This window comes from Providencia sp. Je.9.19, assembly GCF_051129765.1.
Taxonomy (GTDB): Bacteria; Pseudomonadota; Gammaproteobacteria; order Enterobacterales; family Enterobacteriaceae; genus Providencia.
In genome coordinates this window covers 314,111-340,677 of record NZ_JBCPSS010000004.1, presented here as the reverse complement: position 1 = coordinate 340,677, position 26,567 = coordinate 314,111, and the positions used below count along the sequence as shown (strand labels likewise).

The window sequence follows — 26,567 nt, the reverse complement described above, 5'->3', positions numbered from 1 at the left end:
CAGCTAATATTTGATTGGGGTAAACATGCTTAACCACGTCATTATAACGGCTATAATTATTATTAGCCTAACTATAATGGCTTCCTTCCTGTATTTCAGGCGGGGGCGGCATTCTGGCGTCTATCAGATACCTTCCTTGGCTACACCTTCTTTTCGAAAAATGATAGATGCAGACTACCAAACTATCACCCAATATTTAAATCATTGCGCTTCTACATCTCAACATACACCTCAAACGGTGTGGCAAATTAAAAAAAACGCCACGATTGTCACGCTATGTAATTCGGTCACGCGCTTTAATTTGCGCCAAGAGCAAGGGAGCCCTTGGCGTTATTTTATTGATACGATTGAAGTGCAGCTTCCTTCTCAACTCGAACCTTTCTTACAACGACAAAATGTGATGGAGATTGTTGAGACTGACCATCTACCACTCATTGTATCTATGAATAGTCATTCATTAAAAGATTTTAGTAATGAATGGTTGGTTGAGCCTGTTACTGAACCCGCAGCACCGGAAGCGGCAATTCAGGAGCGTGAACAGCACAGCATTGAGTTATTACGTGTACGCAAAGAAACGCCAGAAGAGCATCGATTACATCATTCTTCTGGTTGGCTAGGTGCAATAGTCATTTGTTTAAGCTTTATTTTGGGTTATTTGACGTTAATTGTGATTCCTCTTTTACAAGGGGTCGGGCTAGTTACTTCAGTTATTTGCTTCGTAATTGGTTTGTTTATTTTATTTCGTTCTAAAATGTTTCCGAGTCAATATGAGGATGTTAAGTGTGTTTATGGGCAACCGAAGCGTTGGGAACTTTTTGGTGAGTTAGATAAAAAATATACTTCAACAGTGTCTATTAGTGGCGTTGATCTTCATTACCCCACGCACTGGGCACCTTATGTAAAACATGAATTTAATCGTGCAACTAATATTGATTTTTATGTGTCTGGCGATGTACTCAAGCATGGGCAATACCTTTCTCTTCATGAAGAGGAGCGCTCTTACCCTTATAAACGATTTAAAAAAAATATTCTCATACTCGTCGGCGCATTATTTGTTTTAGCATTAGTATTTTCTTATCAATCAATTAGTTTACCTGTGAAATTGGGTTTTGCTTGGCTTGAAGGGTCACAAAAAGTCACCGTCACAAATTCAACGGAATTGGAAACGCGTAAACTAAAAGTCGGTGATACTTTGATCGCTAAGGGGATGGGAATGTGCTATCGCCCGCCTAACCTTAATGATGCTAATCAGGCTTTATTTGTCCCTTTTGACTGTTCAGGGGTGTATTGGAATAATGTTAGTCTGGTTAATGAACCTGAATCAGAGATTGTAGACCGTGCTATTGAATTGCTTCATGTGGTAAATAGTCAACTTCATCCAGATAAAGATGCTGGTGGTGTAAACCCAAGATTGCAACGAGATATTATGAAATCTGGTATGAATATTATTTTTGATTTTTCTGAAATAATATTAAAAACCAATGCATTATGTAAAGAGGATACCGCTTGTTCCAAGCTACAGAATGCCTTGACGAACCTAGGTAGTACCGATGATTGGCCGACTCTTGTGAATAAGGCATCAACTGGAAAGTTGAGTGGTGCGCATGTTTTATTGCGGGGAGGAAGCGCTGAGACCTTGGAAAACTTAGTTGAAGCCACCACATATGAATTTATCAAGAAAGAAATAGATAAAGAAGTACGTAAATTAAATAGTCCACCACCAGGTGGTGTGCTACTTATTAGCGACGAAAATAAATCACTAGTAGATTTGATAGCGGGTAATTCACTTAATGACCTGACGCAATTACAGCGTTGGCAAGAGCTTCAACGGTTATCGAGTATTCTGATTAATACGCCGTTTGATGTCGAAGGGATTATTACTCATTTATCGGTTGACGCTAATGGTACATTACATATTGTTTTGCATGAAGAACCCGATTCTGCGGTGCTATCTCAATATGTAAGTAGCTCTCTTTTTGTTCTATTTCTGATGGTTTGCGTGCTAATAAATGGCTCGCTGATCGTTATTCGTGTTTTGAATAACAAAAGGCGTTTACGTAAGATTGTTCAATATTACGATAAATGCTTTGAGGCAGACAATCCTTCCAATCGCAGATAGTCTAATACCCCTACGGTGGTCGCCTCATTACAAACTTATTATTGAGGAAGACATCATGAAACAACCCTCGACTGAACAGATTCGCCTTGATAAATGGCTATGGGCTGCTCGTTTTTATAAAACGCGCTCGATGGCTCGTGAAATGATAGATGGCGGAAAAGTGCATTATAATGGGCAAAGAACTAAACCTGGAAAGATAGTTGAGTTGAATGCCACCGTTAGACTGCGACAAGGTAATGATGAGCGTACGATTGAAATCCTTGAAATCAGTGGTCAACGTAGGGGAGCGCTGGAAGCGCAGCGACTTTATCGTGAAACGGAAATTAGTCTTGAACAACGGGAAAAAGTGGCTCAAGCGCGTAAAATGAACGCATTGACGATGCCACATCCAGAGCGACGACCTGATAAAAAAGAGCGTCGAACTCTGTTAAAATTTAAACAAACAAATTCTCATGAGTCGTCTTAATTTAGACGTTGAGTCATCGAGGACCGCCTAGTCATAGAGCGCTTAGCAATAGAGAGATATTATGTCTAAACAAGACCAACTCCATCGTTTTTTATTTGAGCAGCACGCTGTTCGTGGCCAAATGATCAGTATTGATGAAACCTTTCATCGTATTTTAGAAAATCATGACTACCCTGAGGCCGTTAAGGGCTTATTGGGTGAACTTCTTGTTGCGACGAGTTTATTAACGGCAACACTGAAATTTGACGGTGATATTACGGTGCAAATTCAAGGTGATGGTCCAGTAAACTTAGTCGTTATTAAGGGTGATAACCTACAGCAAATGCGCGGCGTTGCTCGTGTTGATGGCCCGGTTGTGGCGGGAAGTTCATTAAAACAAATGATCGGTAACGGTCATATGGTGATCACTATCGCACCAAAACAAGGTGAACGTTATCAAGGAATTGTTGCTATTGAAGGCGATACACTTGAAGAGTGTATTGATGCTTATTTCCTTCAATCAGAGCAGCTACCAACGCGCTTATTTATTCGTGTTGGTGACGTTGACGGAAAAGCAACGGCTGGAGGTATGTTATTGCAAGTATTACCCGCAGCGGATGACACTAGTCGTGATATTTTTGATCATTTGGTGCAATTGACTGCGACAATTAAAGGTCAGGAATTAAGTCAGCTCAATGTTAAAGAGGTTTTACACCGCCTGTATCATGAAGAAGATGTCACATTGTATGACCCACAATCTGTCGAATTTCGTTGTACATGTTCACGGGAACGTTGTGAAAGTACTTTAGCAACTTTATCTAAAGAAGATGTTAACGATATATTGCAAAAAGATGGAAAAATTGATATGGAGTGTGAGTTTTGCGGTTCGCACTATGTATTTACTGAATCCACTATTCAGGGGTTGAATAATGAACTAAATCAGCAACTTCACTGATACGATTTAGCAACTTAATTATGTGATGAGGGTGCAATTCTGCACCTTTTTTTTGTAATTTTAAAGCATTATAACGTGCTCTAAGTCTCATTATGGATTAAAAAATATTATACATTTTCAATTCTTTGATAACTATCGCTGTTAATTAGTCGTAAAGAATTATGATCATCTGCAGAATAGTTATGTTTATCGGGAGCAATAAAATGAGCGTTAAAAGTATTACTCTAAAAGAACTTGAAAAGTACGGGATCCATGATGTAGCAGAAATCGTTTATAACCCAAGTTATGAGCTGTTATTCAAGGAAGAAACTAAGCCAGAACTTGAAGGTTATGAGCGTGGAACAGTAACGACACTCGGTGCGGTTGCTGTTGATACAGGTATTTTTACCGGTCGTTCTCCAAAAGATAAGTATATCGTGCGTGATGATGTCACACGTAATACGGTCTGGTGGGCTGACCAAGGTAAAGGTAAGAATGATAATAAACCGATGACTCAAGCAGTTTGGACTGATTTAAAACAATTAGTTACTAAGCAATTGTCAGGCAAACGTTTATTTATTATTGATGCTTTTTGTGGCGCGAATGCTGATACTCGCTTGAAAGTTCGCTTTATTACTGAAGTCGCTTGGCAGGCACATTTTGTCAAAAACATGTTTATCCGCCCATCAGACGAGGAATTAGTAGGTTTTGAGCCTGATTTCATCGTAATGAACGGAGCAAAATGCACGAATCCTAACTGGAAAGAACAAGGTCTTAATTCAGAAAACTTTGTTGCTTTCAACCTGACAGAGCGTATGCAGCTGATCGGCGGTTCTTGGTATGGCGGCGAAATGAAAAAAGGGATGTTCTCAATAATGAACTACCTTCTACCGCTAAAAGGCATTGCATCCATGCACTGTTCAGCTAACGTTGGCGAAAAAGGCGATGTTGCTATTTTCTTCGGCTTATCTGGCACAGGTAAAACCACACTGTCTACTGATCCAAAACGTAAGTTAATTGGTGATGATGAGCACGGTTGGGATGATGATGGTGTATTCAACTTTGAAGGTGGTTGCTACGCAAAAACAATCAATCTGTCGAAAGAAGCTGAGCCGGATATTTATGGTGCAATCAAACGCGATGCATTACTTGAAAACGTAATGGTGTTAGCGGATGGTTCGGTTGATTTTAATGATGGTTCAAAAACAGAAAATACGCGTGTTTCTTACCCTATCTACCACATTGAAAATATCGTTAAGCCTATCTCTAAAGCAGGTCATGCAACAAAAGTTATCTTCTTAACAGCGGATGCATTTGGTGTATTACCACCAGTTTCTCGTCTAACCGCAGAACAGACACAGTATCACTTCTTGTCTGGTTTTACGGCTAAGTTAGCGGGTACAGAGCGCGGTGTTACTGAACCTACGCCAACGTTCTCTGCTTGTTTCGGCGCTGCATTTTTATCACTGCACCCAACACAATACGCTGAAGTATTAGTTAAACGTATGGAAGCTGCGGGTGCGAAAGCGTACTTAGTGAATACAGGTTGGAATGGTACGGGTAAACGTATTTCAATTAAAGATACACGTGCAATCATTGATGCGATTTTAAGTGGTGATATTGAAAAAGCGGAAATGAAAAAACTGCCTGTGTTTGATCTTGATATCCCAACAGCATTACCGGGAGTGGATACCAATATCCTTGACCCTCGTAATACTTATGCAAATAAATCTGAGTGGGATGAAAAAGCGAAAGATTTAGCAGATCGTTTTGTGAAGAACTTTGATAAATACACTGATACCCCCGCTGGGGCTGCATTAGAGAAAGTAGGTCCTAAGCAGTAAGTTATTAGTTGATATTTTATTTAATGATGAAGGCTCTACGACGTAGAGCCTTTTTTGTCGATAATAAGGGTCACCACAACCTTCTGAGCAGCTTTGAGGGGGTTCCTGCACAAATACCTTTCTGAGTAATTGGTTTGATGACAATGCTTCCTGTGCCAATTATCACGCTTTGGTAAATAAAAGCCCTGCATGGGAAACACACAGGGCGAATAAATTAAAACATGTCTTTAGTCAGCAGAAGGCAAATCAAATAACAAAATTTCGCTGTCTTCATCTGCTTTAATCACTAAGTGATTTTCTTGCCAAATGGCCAAACCATCACTGGTTGTGGCTTTTTGTCCGTTGATTTCAACAGTGCCTTTGACGACTTGTATCCACATGACTCGCTTATCCGCAATATCATGAGATTGTTCTTCATTTGCACTGAGCGCCCAACGCCATAACTGCATGTCTTGATGAACTTTTAATGAACCTTCCCGTGCATCAGGGGAGAGAACCAGTTGCTTACCATCATTAGAATCAAAGCGTTTTTGTTCATAGCGTGGCTGAATATCTGTTTCTTCAGGCACAATCCATATTTGATATAAATGAAGTTCATTTTTATCATCAGGATTATATTCAGAGTGACGAATTCCGGTACCTGCGCTCATAATTTGGAATTCACCCGCTGGAATTTGTTCCATATTACCCATGCTATCTTTATGTTCTACAGCGCCACTAAGCACATAGGTTAATATTTCCATATCTTTATGAGGATGAGTACCAAACCCTTGTCCGGCAGCAATAAAGTCCTCATTGATGACTCTTAGTGCCGAAAATCCCATAAATTTCTCATCATAATAATTAGCAAATGAAAAAGTATGCCAGCTATCAAGCCAACCATGGTTGGCGTGGCCGCGTTCGTTTGCTTTGCGTAAATAGATCATCGTGTCATCTCCTAAAAGCGGCTATCGAGTGTGGATAAACTCGCTCTAAATGTATTGATGATAGTTTAACCAAATAGAATAAAGAGAGAAGTAGCTGGCATTCACTATAGGATCCAAAAAATTTGAATAAGATTGAGTTGATAGGAAAATAGATAAAAAAATAGCCAGCGCAAGGCTGGCTAAAGTAAACACTGGAAGCAATGTGAGCAATGTCGTACTTTCAAGAATACGGTGACTAAGTTGACCATATCGAGTAAGTAATGATAATGATAATAGTTATCAGTATCGTTTGTAAAGCATTATTTTTAATCAAAATGATATAAGGTATAATTTAAAATGCAATTATATGATTTATATGAGATTAAAAATTACCCATTATTTTTCAATGGATTAACTTATATTGTGTTCTACGAAATGTGTGGTTATTTGGGGTTGCTCGGTAAGCTTTCTGCGCAAGCCGCTGCTGAACTCCAAGCCCATTGGAAGTTATAACCTCCCAACCAACCCGTTACATCCATGACTTCACCAATAAAGTATAATCCCGTAACCTTGAGTGATTCCATTGTTTTAGACGAAATTTCACCGGTATCAACACCTCCCAGAGTAACTTCAGCGGTGCGATAACCTTCAGTACCGTTGGGTTGTACTTGCCAATCATGTAGGGTGTTATGTAATGCGTCTATTTGTGCATGTGTCAGCTGCTTGAGCGGGCAGTCAGGGATTTGTCCACGTTCTTGTAATACTTCTATCAATCGTTTTGGTAATAGTTGAGATAGCGTATTTTTAAGCGATTGATTAGGATGTAGCTGTTTTTCATTTGTTAAGTAGCTGTCAACAGCGGTGTCCGGCAGTAAGTTAATACTTACATACTCTCCCGGTTCCCAATAGTTAGATATCTGCAAAATAGCGGGTCCTGATAGCCCTCTATGGGTAAATAAGATATTTTCTTTGAATAATCTCCCATTGGCGGAGGTGACGGTCGCGGCGACGGAGATCCCCGAAAGCACCTGTAAAGCCTCAAGCAAAGGCTTATGGAGTGTAAAAGGAACTAATGCAGCGCGAGTGGGTTTGATAGTGTGACCAAATTGTTCTGCAAGACGATAGCCAAAAGGGGTAGCCCCTAAAGCAGGCATGGATAAACCGCCAGTAGCAACAATAAGTGAGCGCGCACTTACCTGCGAACCATTAACAGTTACGATAAATTCATCATCTATTTTTTCAACTTGTGTAATTTCGCTGCGCAGTTTGATGGATATGTGAGGAGAGTCGCATTCACTTTTCAGCATATCGACAATCTCTTGTGCGCTATTGTCGCAAAATAGTTGCCCGAGGGTTTTTTCATGGTAAGGGATTTTATATTTACTGACTAATTCAATAAAATCCCATTGTGTATAGCGAGCAAGTGCTGACTTACAAAAATGTGGATTCGCTGATAAGTAGTTACTGTGCTCGGCATACAGGTTGGTGAAATTACAGCGGCCACCACCAGACATAAGAATTTTTCGGCCAAGTTTTTTTCCGTTATCGAGTACTAACGTGTTTAAACCACGTTTTCCTGCCAATGAAGCGCAAAACAGGCCTGCGGCACCTGCACCTAAAATAATAACGTCTATTTTTTTCACAATAAAAATTCTCTATATATGTCTGATTTTAAGCGTAATTACCATTATGGATTGGTGTATTTTACGTCATATCATAGAGGTTGTATTGTAAAGCTTCGATGAAGAACTAATGAAAAGTGCACAAGACGTATTATAATTAGGGAAATTCGGCAAAAAAGATGAAATAACTTTTATTTTCTGGGATTTTTACCGTAAAAGTTTCAATAAATCAGAATAAGTTTGTTTTATTCAATTGGTTGATATTTATGGAGTAATTGCTATGAGGTACTTTTTTGATGGGTAGTTATATCAAAAAAAGGTTAGATTTTGCTTCCACCGCTAGCGTTTGTCACTGATAATGCGCCGCGTTCATGTCCAACATATAATGGCTTAACGTCTATGCTACATCTTTTTACAGGTTTAGAATTTCATACAGGTCTATTATTAGTTCTGGCACTGCTATTTGTGCTGGTCTATGAGGCTATAAATGGCTTCCATGACACCGCAAATGCGGTAGCGACGGTTATTTATACCCGAGCAATGCGAGCTCAGTTCGCTGTCGTCATGGCAGGGGTTTTTAACTTTTTCGGCGTCTTGCTGGGAGGGTTGAGCGTTGCATACGCGATTGTTCACCTCTTACCGACGGACCTATTGCTTAATGTGAGTTCTGCTCACGGCCTTGCGATGGTTTTTTCATTGCTATTGGCTGCAATTATTTGGAACCTTGGAACCTGGTATTTAGGTATTCCTGCATCAAGTTCTCATACACTGATTGGGGCCATTATTGGGGTTGGTTTAACCAACGCAATAGTCACAGACTCTTCAGTGGTTGATGCGCTGAATATACCGAAAATGATCAGTATTTTCATCTCGTTAATTCTTTCTCCCGCTATCGGCTTTATGGTTGCAGGGTTGATGATTTTTATACTACGCCGTTATTGGAGTGGCACTAAAAAACGTCGCCGTATGCACTTAACGCCTGCTGAGCGCGAGAAAAAAGATGGTAAGCGTAAACCGCCATTTTGGACTCGAACCGCATTGATTCTTTCCGCCGTCGGCGTAAGTTTCTCTCATGGTGCGAACGATGGACAAAAAGGCATTGGTCTTATCATGCTTGTGTTAATTGGTGTTGCGCCAGCTGGTTTCGTTGTCAACATGAATTCTAACGGTTATGACATCGCGAGAACGCATGATGCTGTTGTTCATTTACAACAATACTACGAAACACATAAACCCGCGTTAAACCACGCAATAGAAAACGCCCCAACGGCTATCGAAAGTGTCGATGAAATTAGTGGTGAGTTCCATTGTGATAGTACACGTACTGTTGCCATCTTGAATCAAGCTCAAACAATGCTCAACGGCATTCAGAGCTACGATGAGCTCTCTCCTGATCAGCGTAACCATGCACGTCGCTTATTAATGTGTATCTCTGATACAGCAAGCGCAGTCGCTAAATTACCAGAGACCAGTTCTAAAGATGCAAGTTTGTTGAAAAAACTCAGTAATGACCTGCTGTATACTGTCGAGTATGCACCACTTTGGATTATTATTGCGGTGGCTTTAGCACTCTCTATCGGTACTATGTTTGGTTGGCAGCGTGTTGCTGTTACTATCGGTGAAAAAATCGGTAAGAAAGGCATGACCTACGCACAAGGTGTTTCTGCGCAGGTAACCGCAGCGGTTTCCATTGGTGTTGCGAGTTATACTGGTATGCCAGTGTCAACGACACAAGTATTATCTTCTGCGGTTGCAGGTACCATGGTTGTCGATGGTGGTGGTGTACAGACCAAGACAATTAAGAGCATTGCTCTGGCATGGTTATTGACTTTACCAGTATCAATCGTGTTGTCAGGTGGATTATATTGGTTATCACTGCTGTTTATTTAACAGCAATTAACTTGTTTTTCAGCGCAAGCTAAAAACGTCAATGAGTTACATGAACATGATGAAATAGTGATGATCTGAGAAGGTCATCACTATTTTTTTGGGTTAAATATTGAGTCAGTGAAATAGCTCATCATATTATTGATTCAATCAAAAAATAAATAGTTACTCATACGATTTTTTACCCTCAATTAATAGTTATCCGGTAATAAATAAAGACACCAAGCTGACAACAACGAGAATACTCAATCGACTGATTAGCAAAAATTGTTTGCGAATTCGTTCACAACGAAGGATAACTTCAGGCTCATAATGTTCAAGATACTGTTTGTTATTAATATAGCGAACAAGCCTAAGTTGTTTATTTAATTGACCGTGAGTGGTAAAAAAGCCATTACCATCGACAGATAGATAGAGCAGAGGATCGGACTCTCTTAAAATAGATAATAAAGCTCTAATCGAAGAAAAATAGCGCATCATATTGATGATGCAAAGAATACACAAAGCCCAAAACAAGACAATCATACTGAACATAATCCTCTCCTTAGAACTTAGCTTTTCGCAGTTGTAACAAAGGAAAACCAGTAAAAACATTGAACTTATAGGGTACAAATTTATTGTAGGACAAAAATCTGTATAAAAAAAGTGCAATGCTATCAAATTTGTGATTAGTATTTGTTTATATTGATGAAACTCAGAGTATCTGTTCCTTGTTGTATTAACTAATGTATTGCACCATTATTTGTCTTAATACGATATTTTAAGCTAATAAAGTTATGTGAAAAACTGTCACTATGCGCTTATTTTTATAAGTAGCGTTTTTGTTTTTATATCGATTTCTTTTGGCGGCAAATTTTGGGGGGCAGACTTCGATTTTTGATTCAAATTGGCTTAATTTGATTGTTTTTTACAGATGAAAGTAGTCCGCAAAGCGTAAAGTACTTTAGGGATAATTCGCATTATTTCGGGTAATATATTAATATTGAATGAATGATGTTACTGTTTTATAAAATGTTATATGAATTCATGATTTCAAGGTTAATCTGCTTAGATGTGATCTAAACGACACTTACTTATCTCAATTAGCAGGTATAGTATTCATTAGATATTGATAAATTTTCATCAATTATCAGATAATCAGCATTTGGAAGGAGTTTACTTATGGCTTACAAACATATTCTCGTTGCGGTAGATTTATCACCTGAAAGTAAAGTATTGCTGGATAAAGCTGTTTCTATGGCAAAACCGTACGGTGCCAAAGTCTCCATGATCCATGTTGATGTAAATTACTCAGATCTTTACACTGGACTTATCGATGTAAATCTTGGTGATATGCAACAACGTATCACTGATGAAACACGTAATTCACTGAAAGATCTTTCTGCTGGTGCCGGTTATGAAATTCAAGAAACACTCAGTGGTAGTGGTGATTTAGGCCAAGTTTTAGTTGATGCGATTAAAAAATACAACATGGATTTAGTTGTCTGTGGTCATCATCAAGACTTTTGGAGTAAGTTAATGTCTTCTGCTCGTCAGCTAATCAATACTGTCCATGTGGATATGTTGATTGTGCCATTGAATGACGAAGAAGAATAGGCTACTCGCTATTTTTGAAAAATTATTCACTAAAAACGCCTGCTTATGCAGGCGTTTTTTTTGTATCAAAATATGTAATTTAAGGTGGTTCTTGGCAGGTCAAGGTTTTTTTTTACTTAATTAAGAAAAAAAAAGCTTGAATTAAGAATACAAACTAGTGATATATTCAATAGGCAAACGCAAATCAACCTCACATTTCCAAAAAATAATGAAATGAAATGGTGAGGCACATCACAACAATAAATGTTAAAAAGGAAGACCTAGATGACACAATCACTATCTTCGTTCTTGGAATCTGTCCAAAAAAGAGATCCTTCACAACCTGAGTTTCTTCAAGCAGTACGTGAAGTGTTCACTTCTCTTTGGCCATTCTTAGAGCAAAATGCAAAATACCGTGATCAAGCTCTACTTGAGCGCTTTGTTGAGCCAGAAAGAGTTATTCAATTTCGAGTTTGTTGGGTTGACGATCAAGGTAAAGTACAAGTTAACCGTGCATGGCGAGTTCAGTTCAGTTCTGCAATTGGTCCATTCAAAGGTGGTATGCGTTTCCATCCATCAGTTAATTTATCAATCCTGAAATTCCTAGGTTTTGAACAAACACTGAAAAATGCACTGACAACCTTGCCTATGGGTGGCGGTAAAGGTGGTTCTGACTTTGATCCTAAAGGAAAAAGTCATGGTGAAGTAATGCGTTTTTGCCAAGCGTTGATGACTGAGCTTTATCGTCACATTGGTTCAAATACAGACGTACCGGCGGGTGATATCGGTGTAGGCGGTCGTGAAGTTGGTTTCATGACTGGGATGATGAAAAAACTGTCTAATGACACTTCTTGTGTATTCACAGGTAAAGGTCTTTCTTTCGGTGGTAGCTTAATTCGTCCAGAGGCAACCGGTTACGGCTTAGTTTATTTCGTTGATGCAATGCTAAAACGCCATGGCCTAGGTTTTGACGGTATGCGTGTAGCAGTTTCAGGTTCAGGCAACGTAGCGCAGTACACCATTGAAAAATGTATGGAATTAGGCGCTAAAGTTGTGACTGCTTCTGACTCAAACGGTACTGTGGTTGATGAAGCTGGTTTCACACCTGAAAAACTTGCTCGCTTAGAAGAAATCAAAAATAGCTATGGTCGTATTGAAGAATATGCCAAAGAATTTGGTCTAACTTACTTAGCTGGCAAACAACCATGGTGTGTTCCTGTTGATATCGCGCTGCCATGTGCAACACAAAATGAGCTAGACACTGATGCGGCTGAACTGCTGATTAAAAATGGTGTTAAAGCAGTTGGTGAAGGTGCAAACATGCCAACAACCATCCCAGCAACAGAGCTATTCCTTGAAGCAGGTGTTTTATTTGCGCCAGGTAAAGCTGCTAACGCAGGTGGTGTTGCAACATCAGGGCTTGAAATGGCTCAGAATGCAGCACGCTTAAGCTGGCCTGCTGAGAAAGTTGATGCTCGCCTAAATTACATTATGTTGGATATTCATCAGCATTGTGTTGAGTTTGGCGGTGAAGGGAAACAAACCAACTATGTTCAAGGTGCTAACATCGCGGGCTTTGTGAAAGTCGCTGATGCAATGCTTGCGCAGGGTGTTTTGTAATTCTCTGACCAAAACGTACGCGAAAGGGCGGAATGTATAATACTGATAATTCACCTGTACAATACGCCCTTCGCCGTTACGTTTAAATTGAAGTTTATGTTTTAATGCAGGGATAAATATCAAATCGATGGTTTTTAGTGGTTATCGCAGAGGGCGCTTTTTTTCCGGCTAAAGGTTCTGCATAATCTGGACGTTTCACCACCACTCTCCGTTTTGCCAATGCAATTGCAGGTTCTAATAAAGAATCCGCATCATCATCAGACCCTACCAATGATTGAAACACTCGCATCTCTTTCTTAACTAATGCACTTTTTTGTTTGTGTGGGTACATAGGATCGAGATAAATAACATCAGGTGCATGAGTAATTTTACTTAGTGCGGTAATGCTTGATGCGTGGATCAGGGACATGCGCTCTTGAAGCCAGCGGCCGATTTCTGCATCTCGGTAACCTCGTTGTAAGCCATCATCTAATAATGCAGCGACAACAGGATGACGCTCTAGCATACGAACACGACAACCTAAAGCCGCAAGAACAAAAGCATCACGACCGAGCCCTGCTGTCGCATCAATCACATCAGGTAAGTAATCTTTTTTAAATCCGACTGCCTTGGCTACTGCTTCACCTCGACCGCCACCAAATTTACGTCTATGAGCCATAGCGCCCGATACAAAATCAATAAAAATCCCACCGAGTTTCGGTTCATCGATTTTACGTAGCTGTAAATTCTCAGGGGTGAGTACTAACGCCATAACGGCATCAGGGGTATGAATTAGCTGCCATTTTTCAGCAAGTTGAGAGAGGGTGCCTGCATCGGCACCTTCTTCACAGATCAATTGAATCTTAACGTTCTCAGCCATGAATACCGTAGCTCTTCAACATTGCATCTAATTCAGGTTTGCGACCACGGAAGCGTTCGAACAAGGCCATTGGTTCTTCAGAACCGCCACGGCTCAAGATATTATCAAGGAAGGATTGACCAGTTTGACGGTTAAAAATGCCTTCTTCAGTAAAGCGTGAGTAGGCATCCGCCGCCAGTACATCAGCCCATAGGTAGCTGTAGTAACCAGCTGCATAGCCGCCAGCAAAAATATGGCTAAATGCATGCGGGAAACGGCTCCACTCCGGTGATGGAACAACAGCGACTTTTTCTTTAATTCTTTGCAAAGTTGGCATGACTTGCGCCCCTTTTGCTGGGTCATATTCTGCGTGTAAAGTAAAATCAAACAAGCCGAATTCAAGCTGACGTAAGACAAACATGGCGGATTGATAATTTTTAGCCGCTAACATGCTATTTAGCATTTCAGTTGGTAATGGTTCACCTGTTTCATAGTGACCTGAAATAAACTCAAGAGCTTCAGGTTCCCAACACCAGTTTTCCATAAACTGACTTGGTAATTCAACGGCATCCCATGGAACACCATTGATGCCGGCAACATCAGCGACATCGATTTGTGTCAGCATATGGTGTAAACCATGGCCAAACTCATGGAACAATGTAATGACTTCATCGTGCGTAAATAATGCAGGCTTGTCACCAAGAGGTTGATTAAAGTTACAGGTGAGATAAGCGACAGGGTTTTGCAGTGAACCGTTGCTGCGAACCATACGGCCAAGACAGTCGTCCATCCAAGCCCCACCGCGTTTATTCTCGCGAGCGTATAGGTCAAGGTAGAAACTGCCGCGTAGGGTGCTAGTATCGTCATACAGCTCAAAGAAACGTACATCTTTATGCCATGTCTCGACATCAAGACGTTCTTTCGCGGTTAGACCATAAATACGGTGAACAACTTCAAATAGGCCTTCAATAACACGCTGCTCTGGGAAATAAGGGCGTAGTTGTTCATCACTCAACGAAAATTTATGTTGTTTCTGTTTTTCGCTGTAATAGGCAAGATCCCAAGATGCAAGGGTATCTACGCCAAAATGTTCTTTTGCAAAGGCAGTCAGTTCAGCAAGCTCATTTTCACCTTGTGGGTGAGCGCGTTTTGCTAGGCCGTTGAGAAAGCTCAGCACTTGCTCAGGGGATTCTGCCATTTTGGTGGCGAGAGATTTATCCGCATAGTTTTTAAAGCCGAGTAATTGCGCTAATTCATGACGTAAAGCCATTAGCTCTTCAATTAATTCACTGTTATCCCACTTGCCTGCATTTGGCCCTTGATCAGAGGCGCGAGTGCTATAAGCATGGCTCATTTCGCGACGTAGTTCAGCGTTATCTGCATAGGTCATTACTGGTAAGTAGCTTGGCATATCTAGGGTCAGTAAGTAGCCTTCTTCACCTTTAGACTCTGCCATTGCTTTTGCCGCAGCGATAGCGCTTTCTGGCATACCTGCGAGTTCACTTTCATCTTTGATGAGTTTGCTCCAGCCCATCGTCGCATCAAGCACATTATTGCTATATTTTGAGGCGATTTCAGATAGGCGAGCAGATATTTCACCGTAGCGTTTTTGTTTTTCAACAGGTAATCCAATACCGGATAATTCAAAATCACGTAATGTATTTTCGATGGATTTACGCTGTGCTGCGGTTAATGAATTAAATTCAGCGTTATCTTTTAGGGATTTATACGCTTGATAGAGTGGTTCATTTTGCCCCATCCAAGTACTGAATTCAGACAGTAGTGGCAGACATTTTTCATATTCTTCACGCAATTCAGGACTATTTTTAACCGAATGTAAATGGCTAACAGGCGACCAAACACGTGAGAGTTTATCACTCGCTTCTTCTAATGGCTGGCAAAGGTTATCCCATGTGTATTGGTTAGTCGCCGAAAGTAAGTTTTCGACAGTTTGACGATATTCAGCCAAAACCTGCTGTACAGCGGGAAAAACATGAGCAGGTTCAATAGTAGAAAAGCGCGGTAGTGCGGAATCGGTTAATAATGAATTTGTCATAAAAACATCCTGTGATTGCAGGCTTGTGCTCGTAGGCCAAGGCTTACTGTGTTGACAATAAAAGTAAAAACGGCGAGCTCTGTATCAATAAAATCAGCACACCATTATGAATATAAAGAATGATATGGGGGCGAAAATGTAAACCTCAATATCAAGATAACGCTTTTTCGTATTAGTATTTATCAATAAATGGGATCTATTCTTAGCTTTTATCAAGAAACGTTATAGTTATAATTACAATGCTTTGGAAAACATTGAATACAGTCTATAATCAAAGTCCTTCAAGATAAGGAAGATCGTCGTCTCCGGTGAGGCGGCTGGATTTCAAATCCAGTTGGGGCTGCCAGCAGTCCCGGGCAGGTTCGACTCCTGTGATCTTCCGCCAAACGCGGTTTCTGAACTTCTCCAAAAATCTATATTTTCTTTGTAAATCAATAAGATTAATCATCTCACAGTCTGTCTGATTCTCCCCTTGTTTACTGGTTTCTACCCTTGTTTGGGGGCAAAATTGGGGGCATAATTTTTCCCTATTTTTTGGATGCCCCCACAATGAAGCTTTACGCCTGCCAGGTAGCGGCCTCAAGGCCAATGGTAACCCTCTATAAAATGACCGATGGAGGGGGGTTATACCTCGAGGTTAACACTAACGGATCGAAGGCTTGGAGGATGAAGTATCGTTTTGCAAGCAAAGAAAAAATGCTTTCCATAGGTGTTGATTAAATTGAATAAGGCACCGTAGGTGATGACAGAAAAGATGCACGAATATTTTTCTGGCGGAGAGGGAATATAGAAATAGTAGCACATTGTTTTTGCATAAAATAATGTGCTTACTATCGGCTTTCTGATGAACTTATTTTTTTATAAAACATGATATATTGTTGTTCATAGTTTATTCATAACGTATAGAGAGGAGGCAATTTGATGAGTGATAATCTTCCTGAGGCACCACAGGGTGAATTTGTTTTGTTTCGAAGTGAAGATGGTCAAACTCGCGTCGAATGCCGCTTTGAATCTGATACGTTGTGGCTATCTCAGGCATCCATTGCTGAACTGTATGGAAAAGATGTTCGTACAATTAATGAGCATATTGTTAATATTTTCTCTGAGGGAGAACTTGCTCAAAACGCAACCATCCGGAAATTCCGGATAGTTCGATTAGAGGGAAATCGTCAGGTTTCCAGAGAGATAGAACACTATAGTTTACCCGCCATTCTTGCTGTCGGTTACCGCGTCCGCTCTATTCGCGGAACGCAGTTTCGCCAGTGGGCAACGCAAACGCTGGAACAGTATCTGATCAAAGGGTTTGTGATGGATGATGAGCGGCTGAAGAATCCGCCTATCGGTCAGTCAGTCGTGCCTGACTATTTTGATGAGCTGCTCGAACGCATCCGTGATATTCGCGCCAGTGAGCGACGCGTGTATCTACGAGTGAAAGAGATTTTCACTATGGCAGCGGACTACGAGCCTTCCAATAAAGAAATCAATCGTTTTTTCCAAACCATCCAAAACAAATTGCATTTTGCTTGTACGGGCATGACTGCCGCTGAGCTTATTGCTAGCCGTGCAGATGCGAGTCAGGCGGATATGGGCTTAACCAGCTATAAGTCGGGCGAAGTTCGTAAAACCGATGTCACGATCGCGAAGAATTATCTACGTGAGAATGAACTCAAAGAATTAAATCGCATCGTCAATATGTGGCTGGATTTTGCTGAAGACCAAGCATTGCGCCGTAAGCAGGTTTTTTTACAGGATTGGGATACTAAACTGGATCAGTTTTTAAGTTTCAATGACCGTGAAGTTTTGCAGGGTGCTGGTGGAATTAGTAAAAAAGTGGCTGATGAAAAAGCTAAAGCAGCGTTTGATGTTTTTGCTCAAAAACGTCGTCGGTTAAAAGAGGTTGAAGGGGCGAGAGCGAATATAGTGGCGCTGAAAGAGTTACTGAAAAGAGATAAGTAAAAAGTGGCAGTTTTGTGATTTGATTTAACATTTTCTCCATTGTTAAAATTCACTTTGTGCCATAAGCGGGTGTTGTTGACCTCGCGCTACGTTTATCTATAAGTTACATATCAAGTTGGACGAATGATTTATATTTAGATGGTAATTTATTTGTTTCTTAATCCTTTATGAAGGAATATATATGTCTTACCTACGTTCTTTAATGAGTCCGTTGTTATTTCTGTCTTTCTTACCACTTTCTTTCGTTCAAGCCGGGGGTAAGCCTGAATTGAGAGATAGTGGAATTGATCCATTGTCTGTAACCCGAATAGATGACCGTTTGAATTATATGTTGTCGGTTACCAATAATAATGGAAAAACAGTTCAGCACTGGCGATCAATTGATTGTAAACAAGGCAAGGCTGAGCTTCTATATAAAGATTTTCTTAATGATGATGGAGTAACTAGTGCTCGTTATTATGGGAAAAGTTATGCCCGCTATGCGCCCGCACAAATTGATAAGCAGATGACAGAAGAGGAAATCCGTGCTGTCTGTCAGTTACCTATAAAAGAGATGCGGTGGGAAAAATTGTCGACGACTTCTCAAGATATTATAACCAATCTTGTTGATATTAATAGTGTTTATGTCACTGGTGACACTTTATCGGTACGTATGGGATATGATATCTCAGAAATTACTTGGGAACCGCCTTACGATGCGCCACTAGAATTAAAGGTTGAGCACTATTTATATAACTGTAAAACACATCAAGGTAATGCTGTTGCTGCAATGAATTTTGATAGCGAGGGTCGCGTGACAGACTCACTGATCTCTGCAGATATTATTCGCCGCAAGAGCAGTTTCAAAATTGATACTCAAATGACACAGCTCTTCGATCAACTTTGCGAGTTACCAGAAGGAAAATCGTTCACAGCGAAAGGGCTATTTGTGCCTGCTAAGAATAAGCCTGCATCAACACTGATGGGGCCTTCAATGCCCGACCTGAGTAATAATAATCCGCAGTGGCTGAATAAATTTCCGCTTTCTTCTGCGATTGATAGCCAAGCGCAATTATTGATCAAGCCATTGATGCCTCCTCGCTTTAAACAGATTCACTATACCGAAGTAAGCGATTTCGGTAAGGTCAATATACAGTTGGATGCACAGCCGGATGGCTATATACGCAAGCTAGAAGATTATGATATCTGGACAGTACAACGTTTAACGCTGGCTAATCAGTTACAATTGAAGTTCGCCATGTCTATCAGTAATGATACTTCACTACTCAACAAGTTACAGACAGACCTGCATTTTCCGTTAAAAACAGGTCAACGATATCAGGCACAATGGGAAGATATTGACTCTAATAAGAAGGTAACTACTTCATCGCTATTCTGTGATGTCACTGGAGAAGGAGATGCTCAAAGTATTGCCCCCGAATTTAGTGGGAAATATTTATCAGTTGAATGCCGAATGACTAGTGAAGGGCAGCCTAGTAGCAGTACTAAACTAGCTTGGTTGCAGGATTTTAACATTTTCGTCCCAGTCGCTATGCAAGTGGGGGATAAGCCTGAAAGTCCAGTCAAACTGGAACAGGTTAATGTGACGCGTTAATAAACAAGCGGGCTCACTTATTTATTTGGTGAGCCTGTACCTTGGAAGGATTGAGTGTCAATGTCTCTTATCCTGACACAGGTGCATACGCCATCAATCGTGAGATTAATTGCTAACGTCCGCATTTATTATCTCAGATTTGATCTGCTTGTTACACTCAACATCATGATGCTTTTATTTCCTGATTTTTAACTTTTACTTCCCCACCTCAAAAATCAATCTGGGGGCACCGATATTTATCCATCTCAGTAAACTCATTTAATATCAGTGTCATTAGCTATCAAATGCGACTCCTGTGATCTCCGCCAAACGCGGTTTCTGAATTTCCCCAAAAAAGCTATATTTCATTTGTAAATCAAAAGATTAATCATCTCTCAGTCTGTCTGATTCTCCCCTTGTTTACTAGTTTATACCCTTGTTTGGGGGCATAATTTTTCCCTATTTTTTGAATGCTCCCACAATGAAGCGTTACGCCTGCCAGGTAGCGGCCTCAAGGTCAATGGAACCCTCTATAAAATGACCGATGGAGGGCGAGGTTAACACCAATGGGTCGAAGGCTTGGAGAATGAAGTACCGTTTTGGAGGAAAAGAGAAACGACTTTCTTTTGGGATGTACCCACTAGTTTCATTAGCTGATGCACGAAAAAAACGGGATAAGGCCAAAAAGCTCTTAGTGGATGGAATTGATCCTGCTGAAACTAAAAAAATAGAAAAAATGGCTCAGAAAATGGGAATGGAAAACAGTTTTGAGTCTATTGCGCGTGAATGGCACAAAAGCAAAGTGGATCGCTAGTCGCTGCGTTATCGAGAAGAAATCATCGATACTTTTGAAAAAGATATCTTTTCTTATATCGGTAAGCGTCCGATAGTAGAAATTAAGCCTCTAGAGTTACTTGAAGCTTTACGTAAGATGGAGAAATGCGGAGCCTTGAAGAAGAAGCGTAACGTCCATAAGCGTTGTGGTGAGGTCTTTCGCTATGCAATTATTACTGGTCGAGCGGAATATACCCAGCCCCTGATCTTGCATCTGCATTCACTTCTCCAAAGAAACAACACTTCCCATTCTTAATCGCCGAAGAACTGCCTTATTTTCAAAAATGAGAGTAGCGTATTAAGTCTGCTCTCAAATAGCCTTAATTTAATAATTTATTACATTTAAGCCTCATTTAATAAATGAGTAAATAACAGTTAATCAAACGTTGCTATTAGCCAAGCGGAACCTTTATAGTCTCCTGCAACCGCATTTTCTCCATAAATATGGCTGCTTATAGTTATTGGCTTAAAACCTGTAATATCTATTTTAATATTTTTTCCGGATTGTCCTGTTTCATCATCTATTATTTTTAATTCACTATAAATTTTATCATCACTATTTTTCGTGTTTTGCATTGGTAATCGTTTTTGGGGATCGTTATCTGTTATATAATCAAGGCGTAAATTGACTTTTGTTGGAATAGAAAATTTGCAAGAGTACGATACTTTTTCAGTGGCTAAGCTATCGAAATTTAAGGCGCTGAGCGGCCCATGTCTTAAATTTAACGTAGCTGCCTGTCCAGAGCTAGTCGTTGTAGAACAAGAAGAATTAAGATTAAGTGTGGATGATAAAATTCTTACTGGTGCGGTTGTTTCGGCTATTGGCCATGAGTTATATGTCGGAGCAACTTTTGGATCCATAAATGCACGCACATAGCCAGCAAGATCCATTGCAGGAATTAAAATAACTCCATCAATAATTTTATCTTTAACATAAAAAGAAAGTACAATGTTTTTAGGGGTATAAAAAGAAGAAGTTGCCACTCGCGTTGAATATGATGGATTTGAACAAGCTTGTGATTCAGGTAATAGCGTCCACTCTAAAACGGATGATTTAACAGTCATAAGAACATTATTGTTGATCAGATAAGCGTCTACACCATCAATTTTTGTATTTACTGCTATTGGATATACAAATATTCTATGAAAAGCGTCGGTCCCTAAATTATTATTCGCTGTGTCTCCCCATCTTCTACCTAAACATCTCACCATTCCAGTTACTGAACTATTTTGAAGAGCGATAGGGTTTCCTATTTGATAATATTTATTTCCATCTGTTCCTACATAGGGAGTATTTCCAATTGATGTATTATTACTTAAATTTATAGTATAACCATCCTGTGGATTCTCAATCGCAGGAGCATAATTAGCTTTAGAGCAAAATGAAATAAATAAAAAACCTAATAAAACGAAATTCAATAGTTTTATATTTGATTTTAAAGTAGATACTATCGATATAAGTTTTTTTTGTTGTTGTCTACAATTAAACCATTGTATGCCATGGGAACCTTTTAAATTTAACATCATAAACCGCCTTATTAGTTATACGTCACGGAAATAGTTACTGTTGAAGTAAACTTTCCTGGTTCCAATTGATTGGTAGGCACGGCATTCACTAGTTGCGCTTGTAAATCCATACGGTAAAGTGTTCCATCAATTCGCTCCGGATAAATGCGTTGTGTTTTACTCATTTCCAATGTACGAATAGTACCGCCTGTCACTTCTTTAAAATCAATACCAAGCCCCTTTGTGCTGGTTGCCAAGATATTATTTCCGTTATATAACAACGTGCCTCCGCCCTTTGGATTCAACATTATTCCTAAGCTATTGCTGAAATTACAACCTGATATATATAACGAAAAATCTTTTACTGCCGTCGATTTATTCAGGGCTTCTGGGTTGAGTGTACCGAAACCAATTTTCAACGGTGAACTACTGTCTTCACTGCGAATATTACAAGCGGGATCAACCATTGTGGCGCTAACATCAATCAAAACGTCTGCATGGCTTTCTAATACAGTAAACAGCAGAAGTAACCCGAGTGATTTTTTCATCTTATTGAATATGCTCACTATTCATACTCCATATTGAAAGTCACGATACCTGAAAAATCACCAACTTTGGCTTCACCCGTGATGGGTTTGCGAACATAAACACCGAAATCGAACTGTTGTAGGTTCTCGACAGTATTGATATCACCAATTGTCATCGGTTTATTCCATACGATGGGTTTTTCATCATGGTCAATAAGTCCTAGCAGCACGCCACTATCTCCTTTAGTGGTTAAAAAGCTCTCACTACCAATATTTACTAATTCATTGCTTTTCCATGTTAATTTAATGCTCTTTTGTAAATCCGTTTCACTGCACTTATCAATTGCAATCGTAAAAGGGGTTACTTCACTGGTGCCCTTTTCATTAATAAATTGCCACCGTAAGTTGTACAGTGTGATCTTTTTATTGATTGACTCTGCAGCAACTTGGCACGCTGTACTCACTAATTCACCGCTAAATTCAACATCTAAGCTATTACCAGCCAATACGGGAGATTGCCAACCCAATAGGGCGGCACAAAGAGCCCATCCATGTATCGCAACTCTATTCATAACTCACCTCTAAACGTAATGTATGTTGATCTTTCATCAACATGGGGATATGAATCGGGTTACTGCCATTTGACAAGGAGATTGGGTAACGCACAGAAGGCACCCCGCGTTGTACATCATAAAATCGTACACTAACGGGAGTATTTGCGCTTGTATCAAGCAGGTTCATTTTTTGGTAATCCTTTCCTGCTCCACATCCGGTTAAGCTCAATACTTTCTTGAAGGACAAATTACAAGGCGCGTTAAACAACATAGCCCTAACCTGTACTCTACCTTGATGTAATGGTTCATAGTCCGATTGATTAACAGGCGTATTCGCAACAGGGCTTTTAGCCATAGCAAGTTGACCCAAGACACTGCCAACAATGAATAATACTGCGCCGAACCACTTTATTTTTATGAAAACCTCTTGTTTACTCATCACCTTTGCTCCGTAGCCAATACGTTTGAAAATGACTACTGACCTGTTACCGTGCAAGTGTCACTTTGACAATGAAATGCCAACGTTGGCTTACCACCATAATCATTGATATAAGTCAGATACGGGGTAGATAATGTAGGTGATACAACATCATGAGTTGATTTTGGCGGCACCATTACCACGTTAAAGGTACTTTGTTCAGAGGCGGATTTACTATTCCCAAACCCAATTACTGTTAAATTAAACGGCGTTGTATTATTGATTCGATAGCCTTTCGCTATTTTTGTTAACGTAACTTTATGCGTCCACTTGGTTTCCGATTCTGGCAGAATACTGGCGGGGCGATAAAATAGTTTCACGCGCGATTGCAAGGCGATTTGTAACGTATTGCCATCGTTCGATTTTGGTGGCACTTCGCGTAAATTGAAGTAAAACACCGATTCTCTGTCTTGTGGCAACTTACTTAGTTCAGGAGTGGTGCTTAGTCTCACTAAACTGTTACTATTTGGCTCAATCCGTTGTAGTGGTGGAGTTGCTAAGATTGCCCCCTTAGTTAATTTATTACCCTGTAAATCTTCAATCCAACTTTGGGCTAGGTAGGCTTCTTCTGGGTTATCGTTAGTGATGGTGACGTTAATTGATTTTTCTGTTCCCGGAAAAATAATGCGCGTTCTATCTAACGTTACTGCACTGTGTGCACTGATGGAAACTAATGCGGTAATACCAACTAATGTATGGCATAATTTTTGACCTAAATTCAACATAATGACCTCATAAAACGAATTAAATATTTATTTTGCCAATTGTGTGTTTGCAACTGTCGTAAAAGTGCACGGCAGCAATAACATGCTTGATAGTGACGTTACATTGTCAGGCATTTGTAACTCACATTGCTTCTCCCCGCCCCAATAAACAGAAAGGGTTTCTTTGGGTGAAATACCAACTAACCACGTTACCCCGTCTTCCCCCACAATCCCCAACTCACGATTATCAGCATTACGCACACTGGCACCAAATGGCGGATTCTTACCATTGCTAAGCGATAAAATAGCGAACAATTTTTCCCCTTTCATAACCGATAAACTGCGGTAGCCAATTGCGCCTTTGGTTAACGTGATATCTGTTGTTGACTCCAACGTTTCTAAATTATCGGGGAGTTGGCTAGTATTAACTGATGCCGTAGACTTACGATAACTATTAATGTTAGGAATGACGGCAAGCCCGAATCGGTTAGTTTTGATAACACCACTATCGAGAGGAACATCACTTACTCCCGGTGTTTCAATCATTAAGCGGGTATCCCCATTGGCACTACGGTGTAAGGCTACTCCGTGAGCTGTTGCAGTGATACCACTGTTAATTGATGCACCGACACTACGATATTGCTGCGGTACATAACTGGCGTTAGCAGATAAATTGGCTTGCGACAGATCGCGGGAATAATAACCACTGACACTCGATTGGCTCTCTATGTTTTGCCCGTGGTTATAACCCACATTCAAACTGTAGTTATCGCGATCGCTATAGCCGCTATAACCAACACTATGATTATATTGATTATTTCCCCCTGCGCGTGAATACAGTTCAGAGAACGTAATATTGTGCCCGCTGTAGAGTGGCATGGTTAAATACAGGTTAATGGCATCGTCTTGATAGCCGTTATCTCGCTCAGTTCGCGTGGCAGATAATGAAATATTGGCATCTTGCTGGGATAACCCCGGAATACTTATATTAGTACTGGCGTATAAACCATATTGTGTTTGTGGCTTATCTTGCCAATAAGTACTGTATTGATAATTCAGTGATAAATTGAAATTATCAAAATACTTATTTAAATAAACTTGATAGTTTTCTTTTGGCGCATGAGTCACATAGCCCGTGCGGTCTTGATCCATAAATTGGGTTAAGGTGCGGTAATCTCTATCTGCAAATCGATATCCTGCAAAAGTGATATCTGTGCGTAACGCATCAAATGATTTTGCATAATTTAGGCGATATGAGCGTCCTTGTAATGTTTCATGGGTAAAGTGTGAAAATGACTGAGTAATATCGAAGGACAATGCCCCAAATGAAAATAGGTCTCGGCCAATACCGATAGCCGCGGTTTGGTAATCGCCATTTAGCTGCGACCCGCCATATAAAGACCACGCATTAGATAAACCATAAGAAAGTTCACCGCTGACTACGGGACTACCAGTTAAATTATGTCCGTTATAGCGCGTTTTACCGGCAAGTAATTTATAAATAATACGTCCCGGTCTAGTTAAATAAGGCAGTGACGCCGTGCTGAGACTGAATTTTTTCTCTTCGCCATTTTCTTCACGTACAGTGACATCCAATACTCCCCGTACGCCGCTGTCTAATGTCTGAATACGGAACGGGCCTGGCGGCACTGTGGTTTCTAAAATCACACGGTCTTGGCTACGTACAATCACCGTGGCATTGGTATTAGCTACGCCAATAATTTCAGGTGCATAACCGACTAATTTTGGCGGTAACATACGATCGTCACTTTCTAATGAAATCCCGCTGTATTGCCATGATTCAAAGACATCTGAATAGAAATAGTTTTCCCCAATCGTCAAAATTGAGGCTAATTTTTTCAATGAAGTAAACGCGTAAAGGCGGCTAAAATCAAAATTATGGTTTTCTTGGGGATTATTGCCTCCGTGTTGCTTTTGATATGTTGCGTTATAATCTCCACGAAAACGCCAAGCGCCAAGGTTAATACCTGTTGTGCCATTCGTAGATAAATAAGTCCGTTTATTCCCTTTGTTTTCTTCGGTCACGGAAGCATTGGCACTGTAATCGACAAATGCACCATTACTCCCTTCTTCCCATAACGTAGGTGGTATCCAGTTAGGATCACGGTATTCCATCCATAGTTGTGGAAGAGTGATTTTGAGCGATAATGTTGATAATTCGATGGTTGTTTGTACGCCCGTCAATGCAGAAAGGTCGAGACACTGCCCCTCATGAGAGGTCGTTACTTTTTGTTTTGCAGAGTCTTTCAGCCCGATAAGATCAAGCAAATTAGCGGGAATACAGATAGTTTGACCAGTGGCTTCTTGCTGGTTATTTTGCTCTAACACAGTGATATCACGAGGTGCGCCTAAGCGTTGCCCGTTAACAAAGACAGTTAAAACATAATGTCCGGGGGGTACATAACCTGCAACGGAAAATTGGCTCATATCCACATTTTGCATATCTTCCGCATCCAATACATCCGTATTGAATTCTGCTGCATACGCTGTGCATGCGCTGACGCTCACCGCCAATAAAACGGCCAGCCTTACTTTGCTAAGTTTGAACATCATGCCCTGTACCATCCCA

Annotated in this window: 20 protein-coding genes, 1 tRNA gene and 2 pseudogenes; 12 read left to right on the top strand and 11 right to left on the bottom strand. The window is 40.3% G+C overall.

Annotated elements, in window-relative coordinates; all coding sequences use genetic code 11:
- The first annotated feature begins 25 nt into the window (after window positions 1-25).
- The 4 genes from AAZR93_RS16210 (at window position 26) to pckA (ending at window position 5,342) form a co-directional block, all read left to right on the top strand.
- Window positions 26-2,119 (top strand): IgaA/UmoB family intracellular growth attenuator, encoded by a 2,094-nt coding sequence (locus AAZR93_RS16210; RefSeq protein ID WP_294110295.1) that lies wholly within the window; start codon window positions 26-28, stop codon window positions 2,117-2,119.
- 55 nt (window positions 2,120-2,174) lie between these two features.
- Window positions 2,175-2,585: a ribosome-associated heat shock protein Hsp15 gene (gene hslR / locus AAZR93_RS16205; protein ID WP_434720411.1), complete on the top strand. Its 411-nt coding sequence runs from the start codon at window positions 2,175-2,177 to the stop codon at window positions 2,583-2,585.
- Between the two features lie 61 nt (window positions 2,586-2,646).
- Window positions 2,647-3,519 (top strand): Hsp33 family molecular chaperone HslO, encoded by an 873-nt coding sequence (gene hslO / locus AAZR93_RS16200; RefSeq protein ID WP_434720410.1) that lies wholly within the window; start codon window positions 2,647-2,649, stop codon window positions 3,517-3,519.
- 203 nt (window positions 3,520-3,722) lie between these two features.
- The gene (gene pckA / locus AAZR93_RS16195; protein ID WP_294110289.1) at window positions 3,723-5,342 is read left to right on the top strand and encodes a phosphoenolpyruvate carboxykinase (ATP); all 1,620 of its coding nucleotides are present in this window, start codon (window positions 3,723-3,725) and stop codon (window positions 5,340-5,342) included.
- 227 nt (window positions 5,343-5,569) lie between these two features.
- Here pckA and AAZR93_RS16190 read toward each other — a convergent pair whose 3' ends face one another.
- Window positions 5,570-6,268: a pirin family protein gene (locus AAZR93_RS16190; RefSeq protein WP_434720409.1), complete on the bottom strand. Its 699-nt coding sequence runs from the start codon at window positions 6,266-6,268 to the stop codon at window positions 5,570-5,572.
- A gap of 422 nt (window positions 6,269-6,690) precedes the next feature.
- On the bottom strand, window positions 6,691-7,890 hold the full coding sequence (locus AAZR93_RS16185; protein WP_434720408.1) for an NAD(P)/FAD-dependent oxidoreductase: 1,200 nt from the start codon (window positions 7,888-7,890) through the stop codon (window positions 6,691-6,693).
- A gap of 378 nt (window positions 7,891-8,268) precedes the next feature.
- Here AAZR93_RS16185 and pitA point away from each other — a divergent pair, with 378 nt between their 5' ends.
- Complete coding sequence (gene pitA, locus AAZR93_RS16180) at window positions 8,269-9,759, top strand: inorganic phosphate transporter PitA (protein WP_294110363.1); 1,491 nt, start codon at window positions 8,269-8,271, stop codon at window positions 9,757-9,759.
- Window positions 9,760-9,954: 195 nt separating this feature from the next.
- On the opposite strand, the gene uspB is transcribed toward pitA, so the two are convergent.
- The gene (gene uspB / locus AAZR93_RS16175; protein WP_294110283.1) at window positions 9,955-10,290 is read right to left on the bottom strand and encodes a universal stress protein UspB; all 336 of its coding nucleotides are present in this window, start codon (window positions 10,288-10,290) and stop codon (window positions 9,955-9,957) included.
- A 627-nt stretch (window positions 10,291-10,917) separates the two neighbouring features.
- Between uspB and uspA the strand changes: the two genes are divergently transcribed.
- Together uspA and gdhA are read left to right on the top strand one after the other, a co-directional pair.
- Window positions 10,918-11,352 (top strand): universal stress protein UspA, encoded by a 435-nt coding sequence (gene uspA / locus AAZR93_RS16170; protein ID WP_294110281.1) that lies wholly within the window; start codon window positions 10,918-10,920, stop codon window positions 11,350-11,352.
- 264 nt (window positions 11,353-11,616) lie between these two features.
- Window positions 11,617-12,951 carry an NADP-specific glutamate dehydrogenase gene (gene gdhA / locus AAZR93_RS16165; RefSeq protein ID WP_294110279.1) on the top strand — a complete coding sequence of 445 codons (1,335 nt, stop codon included), beginning with the start codon at window positions 11,617-11,619 and terminating at the stop codon, window positions 12,949-12,951.
- Between the two features lie 94 nt (window positions 12,952-13,045).
- Here the strand turns inward: gdhA and rsmJ are convergent, their stop codons facing one another.
- On the bottom strand, window positions 13,046-13,810 hold the full coding sequence (gene rsmJ / locus AAZR93_RS16160) for a 16S rRNA (guanine(1516)-N(2))-methyltransferase RsmJ (protein ID WP_434720407.1): 765 nt from the start codon (window positions 13,808-13,810) through the stop codon (window positions 13,046-13,048).
- Window positions 13,803-15,845 carry an oligopeptidase A gene (gene prlC / locus AAZR93_RS16155; protein ID WP_434720406.1) on the bottom strand — a complete coding sequence of 681 codons (2,043 nt, stop codon included), beginning with the start codon at window positions 15,843-15,845 and terminating at the stop codon, window positions 13,803-13,805. The genes rsmJ and prlC overlap by 8 nt, the downstream gene beginning before the upstream one ends.
- Window positions 15,846-16,135: 290 nt before the next feature.
- On the opposite strand from prlC, the gene AAZR93_RS16150 reads away from it, so the two are divergent.
- From AAZR93_RS16150 to AAZR93_RS16130, 5 genes and pseudogenes are all read left to right on the top strand, one after another.
- Window positions 16,136-16,230 (top strand) — tRNA-Sec (locus AAZR93_RS16150).
- 164 nt (window positions 16,231-16,394) lie between these two features.
- Window positions 16,395-16,559 (top strand): annotated as a pseudogene (locus tag AAZR93_RS16145) (Arm DNA-binding domain-containing protein); the annotation flags it as partial.
- A gap of 207 nt (window positions 16,560-16,766) precedes the next feature.
- Window positions 16,767-17,801 (top strand): virulence RhuM family protein, encoded by a 1,035-nt coding sequence (locus AAZR93_RS16140; protein ID WP_434720405.1) that lies wholly within the window; start codon window positions 16,767-16,769, stop codon window positions 17,799-17,801.
- A gap of 181 nt (window positions 17,802-17,982) precedes the next feature.
- Window positions 17,983-19,395 carry a hypothetical protein gene (locus AAZR93_RS16135; protein ID WP_434720404.1) on the top strand — a complete coding sequence of 471 codons (1,413 nt, stop codon included), beginning with the start codon at window positions 17,983-17,985 and terminating at the stop codon, window positions 19,393-19,395.
- Between the two features lie 535 nt (window positions 19,396-19,930).
- Window positions 19,931-20,487 (top strand): annotated as a pseudogene (locus tag AAZR93_RS16130) (tyrosine-type recombinase/integrase); the annotation flags it as partial.
- 96 nt (window positions 20,488-20,583) lie between these two features.
- Here the strand turns inward: AAZR93_RS16130 and AAZR93_RS16125 are convergent.
- From AAZR93_RS16125 to AAZR93_RS16100, 6 genes are read right to left on the bottom strand one after another with little or no spacing between them, the layout of a single operon-like run.
- Window positions 20,584-21,735: an adhesin gene (locus tag AAZR93_RS16125; protein ID WP_434720403.1), complete on the bottom strand. Its 1,152-nt coding sequence runs from the start codon at window positions 21,733-21,735 to the stop codon at window positions 20,584-20,586.
- A gap of 11 nt (window positions 21,736-21,746) precedes the next feature.
- Window positions 21,747-22,280 (bottom strand): fimbrial protein, encoded by a 534-nt coding sequence (locus AAZR93_RS16120; protein ID WP_294110272.1) that lies wholly within the window; start codon window positions 22,278-22,280, stop codon window positions 21,747-21,749.
- Entirely contained in the window at window positions 22,280-22,813 is a 534-nt protein-coding gene (locus tag AAZR93_RS16115; RefSeq protein ID WP_434720402.1) for a fimbrial protein, read from the bottom strand. The genes AAZR93_RS16120 and AAZR93_RS16115 overlap by 1 nt, the downstream gene beginning before the upstream one ends.
- On the bottom strand, window positions 22,806-23,234 hold the full coding sequence (locus tag AAZR93_RS16110) for a fimbrial protein (RefSeq protein WP_434720401.1): 429 nt from the start codon (window positions 23,232-23,234) through the stop codon (window positions 22,806-22,808). Before AAZR93_RS16110 ends, AAZR93_RS16115 begins: the two co-directional genes overlap by 8 nt.
- A gap of 35 nt (window positions 23,235-23,269) precedes the next feature.
- Window positions 23,270-23,998, bottom strand: coding sequence for a fimbrial biogenesis chaperone (locus AAZR93_RS16105; protein WP_294110267.1), 729 nt, complete (start codon window positions 23,996-23,998; stop codon window positions 23,270-23,272).
- 27 nt (window positions 23,999-24,025) lie between these two features.
- Window positions 24,026-26,563: a fimbria/pilus outer membrane usher protein gene (locus tag AAZR93_RS16100; protein WP_434720400.1), complete on the bottom strand. Its 2,538-nt coding sequence runs from the start codon at window positions 26,561-26,563 to the stop codon at window positions 24,026-24,028.
- Window positions 26,564-26,567 lie beyond the last annotated feature (4 nt).

Bases quoted from the DNA above. Each gene is read 5' to 3' on its own strand.
- AAZR93_RS16210 (WP_294110295.1), top strand. From the start codon at position 26: ATGCTTAACCACGTCATTATAACGGCTATAATTATTATTAGCCTAACT.
- hslR (WP_434720411.1), top strand. From the start codon at position 2,175: ATGAAACAACCCTCGACTGAACAGATTCGCCTTGATAAATGGCTATGG.
- hslO (WP_434720410.1), top strand. From the start codon at position 2,647: ATGTCTAAACAAGACCAACTCCATCGTTTTTTATTTGAGCAGCACGCT.
- pckA (WP_294110289.1), top strand. From the start codon at position 3,723: ATGAGCGTTAAAAGTATTACTCTAAAAGAACTTGAAAAGTACGGGATC.
- AAZR93_RS16190 (WP_434720409.1), bottom strand. From the start codon at position 6,268: ATGATCTATTTACGCAAAGCAAACGAACGCGGCCACGCCAACCATGGT.
- pitA (WP_294110363.1), top strand. From the start codon at position 8,269: ATGCTACATCTTTTTACAGGTTTAGAATTTCATACAGGTCTATTATTA.
- uspB (WP_294110283.1), bottom strand. From the start codon at position 10,290: ATGTTCAGTATGATTGTCTTGTTTTGGGCTTTGTGTATTCTTTGCATC.
- uspA (WP_294110281.1), top strand. From the start codon at position 10,918: ATGGCTTACAAACATATTCTCGTTGCGGTAGATTTATCACCTGAAAGT.
- gdhA (WP_294110279.1), top strand. From the start codon at position 11,617: ATGACACAATCACTATCTTCGTTCTTGGAATCTGTCCAAAAAAGAGAT.
- rsmJ (WP_434720407.1), bottom strand. From the start codon at position 13,810: ATGGCTGAGAACGTTAAGATTCAATTGATCTGTGAAGAAGGTGCCGAT.
- prlC (WP_434720406.1), bottom strand. From the start codon at position 15,845: ATGACAAATTCATTATTAACCGATTCCGCACTACCGCGCTTTTCTACT.
- AAZR93_RS16140 (WP_434720405.1), top strand. From the start codon at position 16,767: ATGAGTGATAATCTTCCTGAGGCACCACAGGGTGAATTTGTTTTGTTT.
- AAZR93_RS16135 (WP_434720404.1), top strand. From the start codon at position 17,983: ATGTCTTACCTACGTTCTTTAATGAGTCCGTTGTTATTTCTGTCTTTC.
- AAZR93_RS16125 (WP_434720403.1), bottom strand. From the start codon at position 21,735: ATGATGTTAAATTTAAAAGGTTCCCATGGCATACAATGGTTTAATTGT.
- AAZR93_RS16115 (WP_434720402.1), bottom strand. From the start codon at position 22,813: ATGAATAGAGTTGCGATACATGGATGGGCTCTTTGTGCCGCCCTATTG.
- AAZR93_RS16110 (WP_434720401.1), bottom strand. From the start codon at position 23,234: ATGAGTAAACAAGAGGTTTTCATAAAAATAAAGTGGTTCGGCGCAGTA.
- AAZR93_RS16105 (WP_294110267.1), bottom strand. From the start codon at position 23,998: ATGTTGAATTTAGGTCAAAAATTATGCCATACATTAGTTGGTATTACC.
- AAZR93_RS16100 (WP_434720400.1), bottom strand. From the start codon at position 26,563: ATGGTACAGGGCATGATGTTCAAACTTAGCAAAGTAAGGCTGGCCGTT.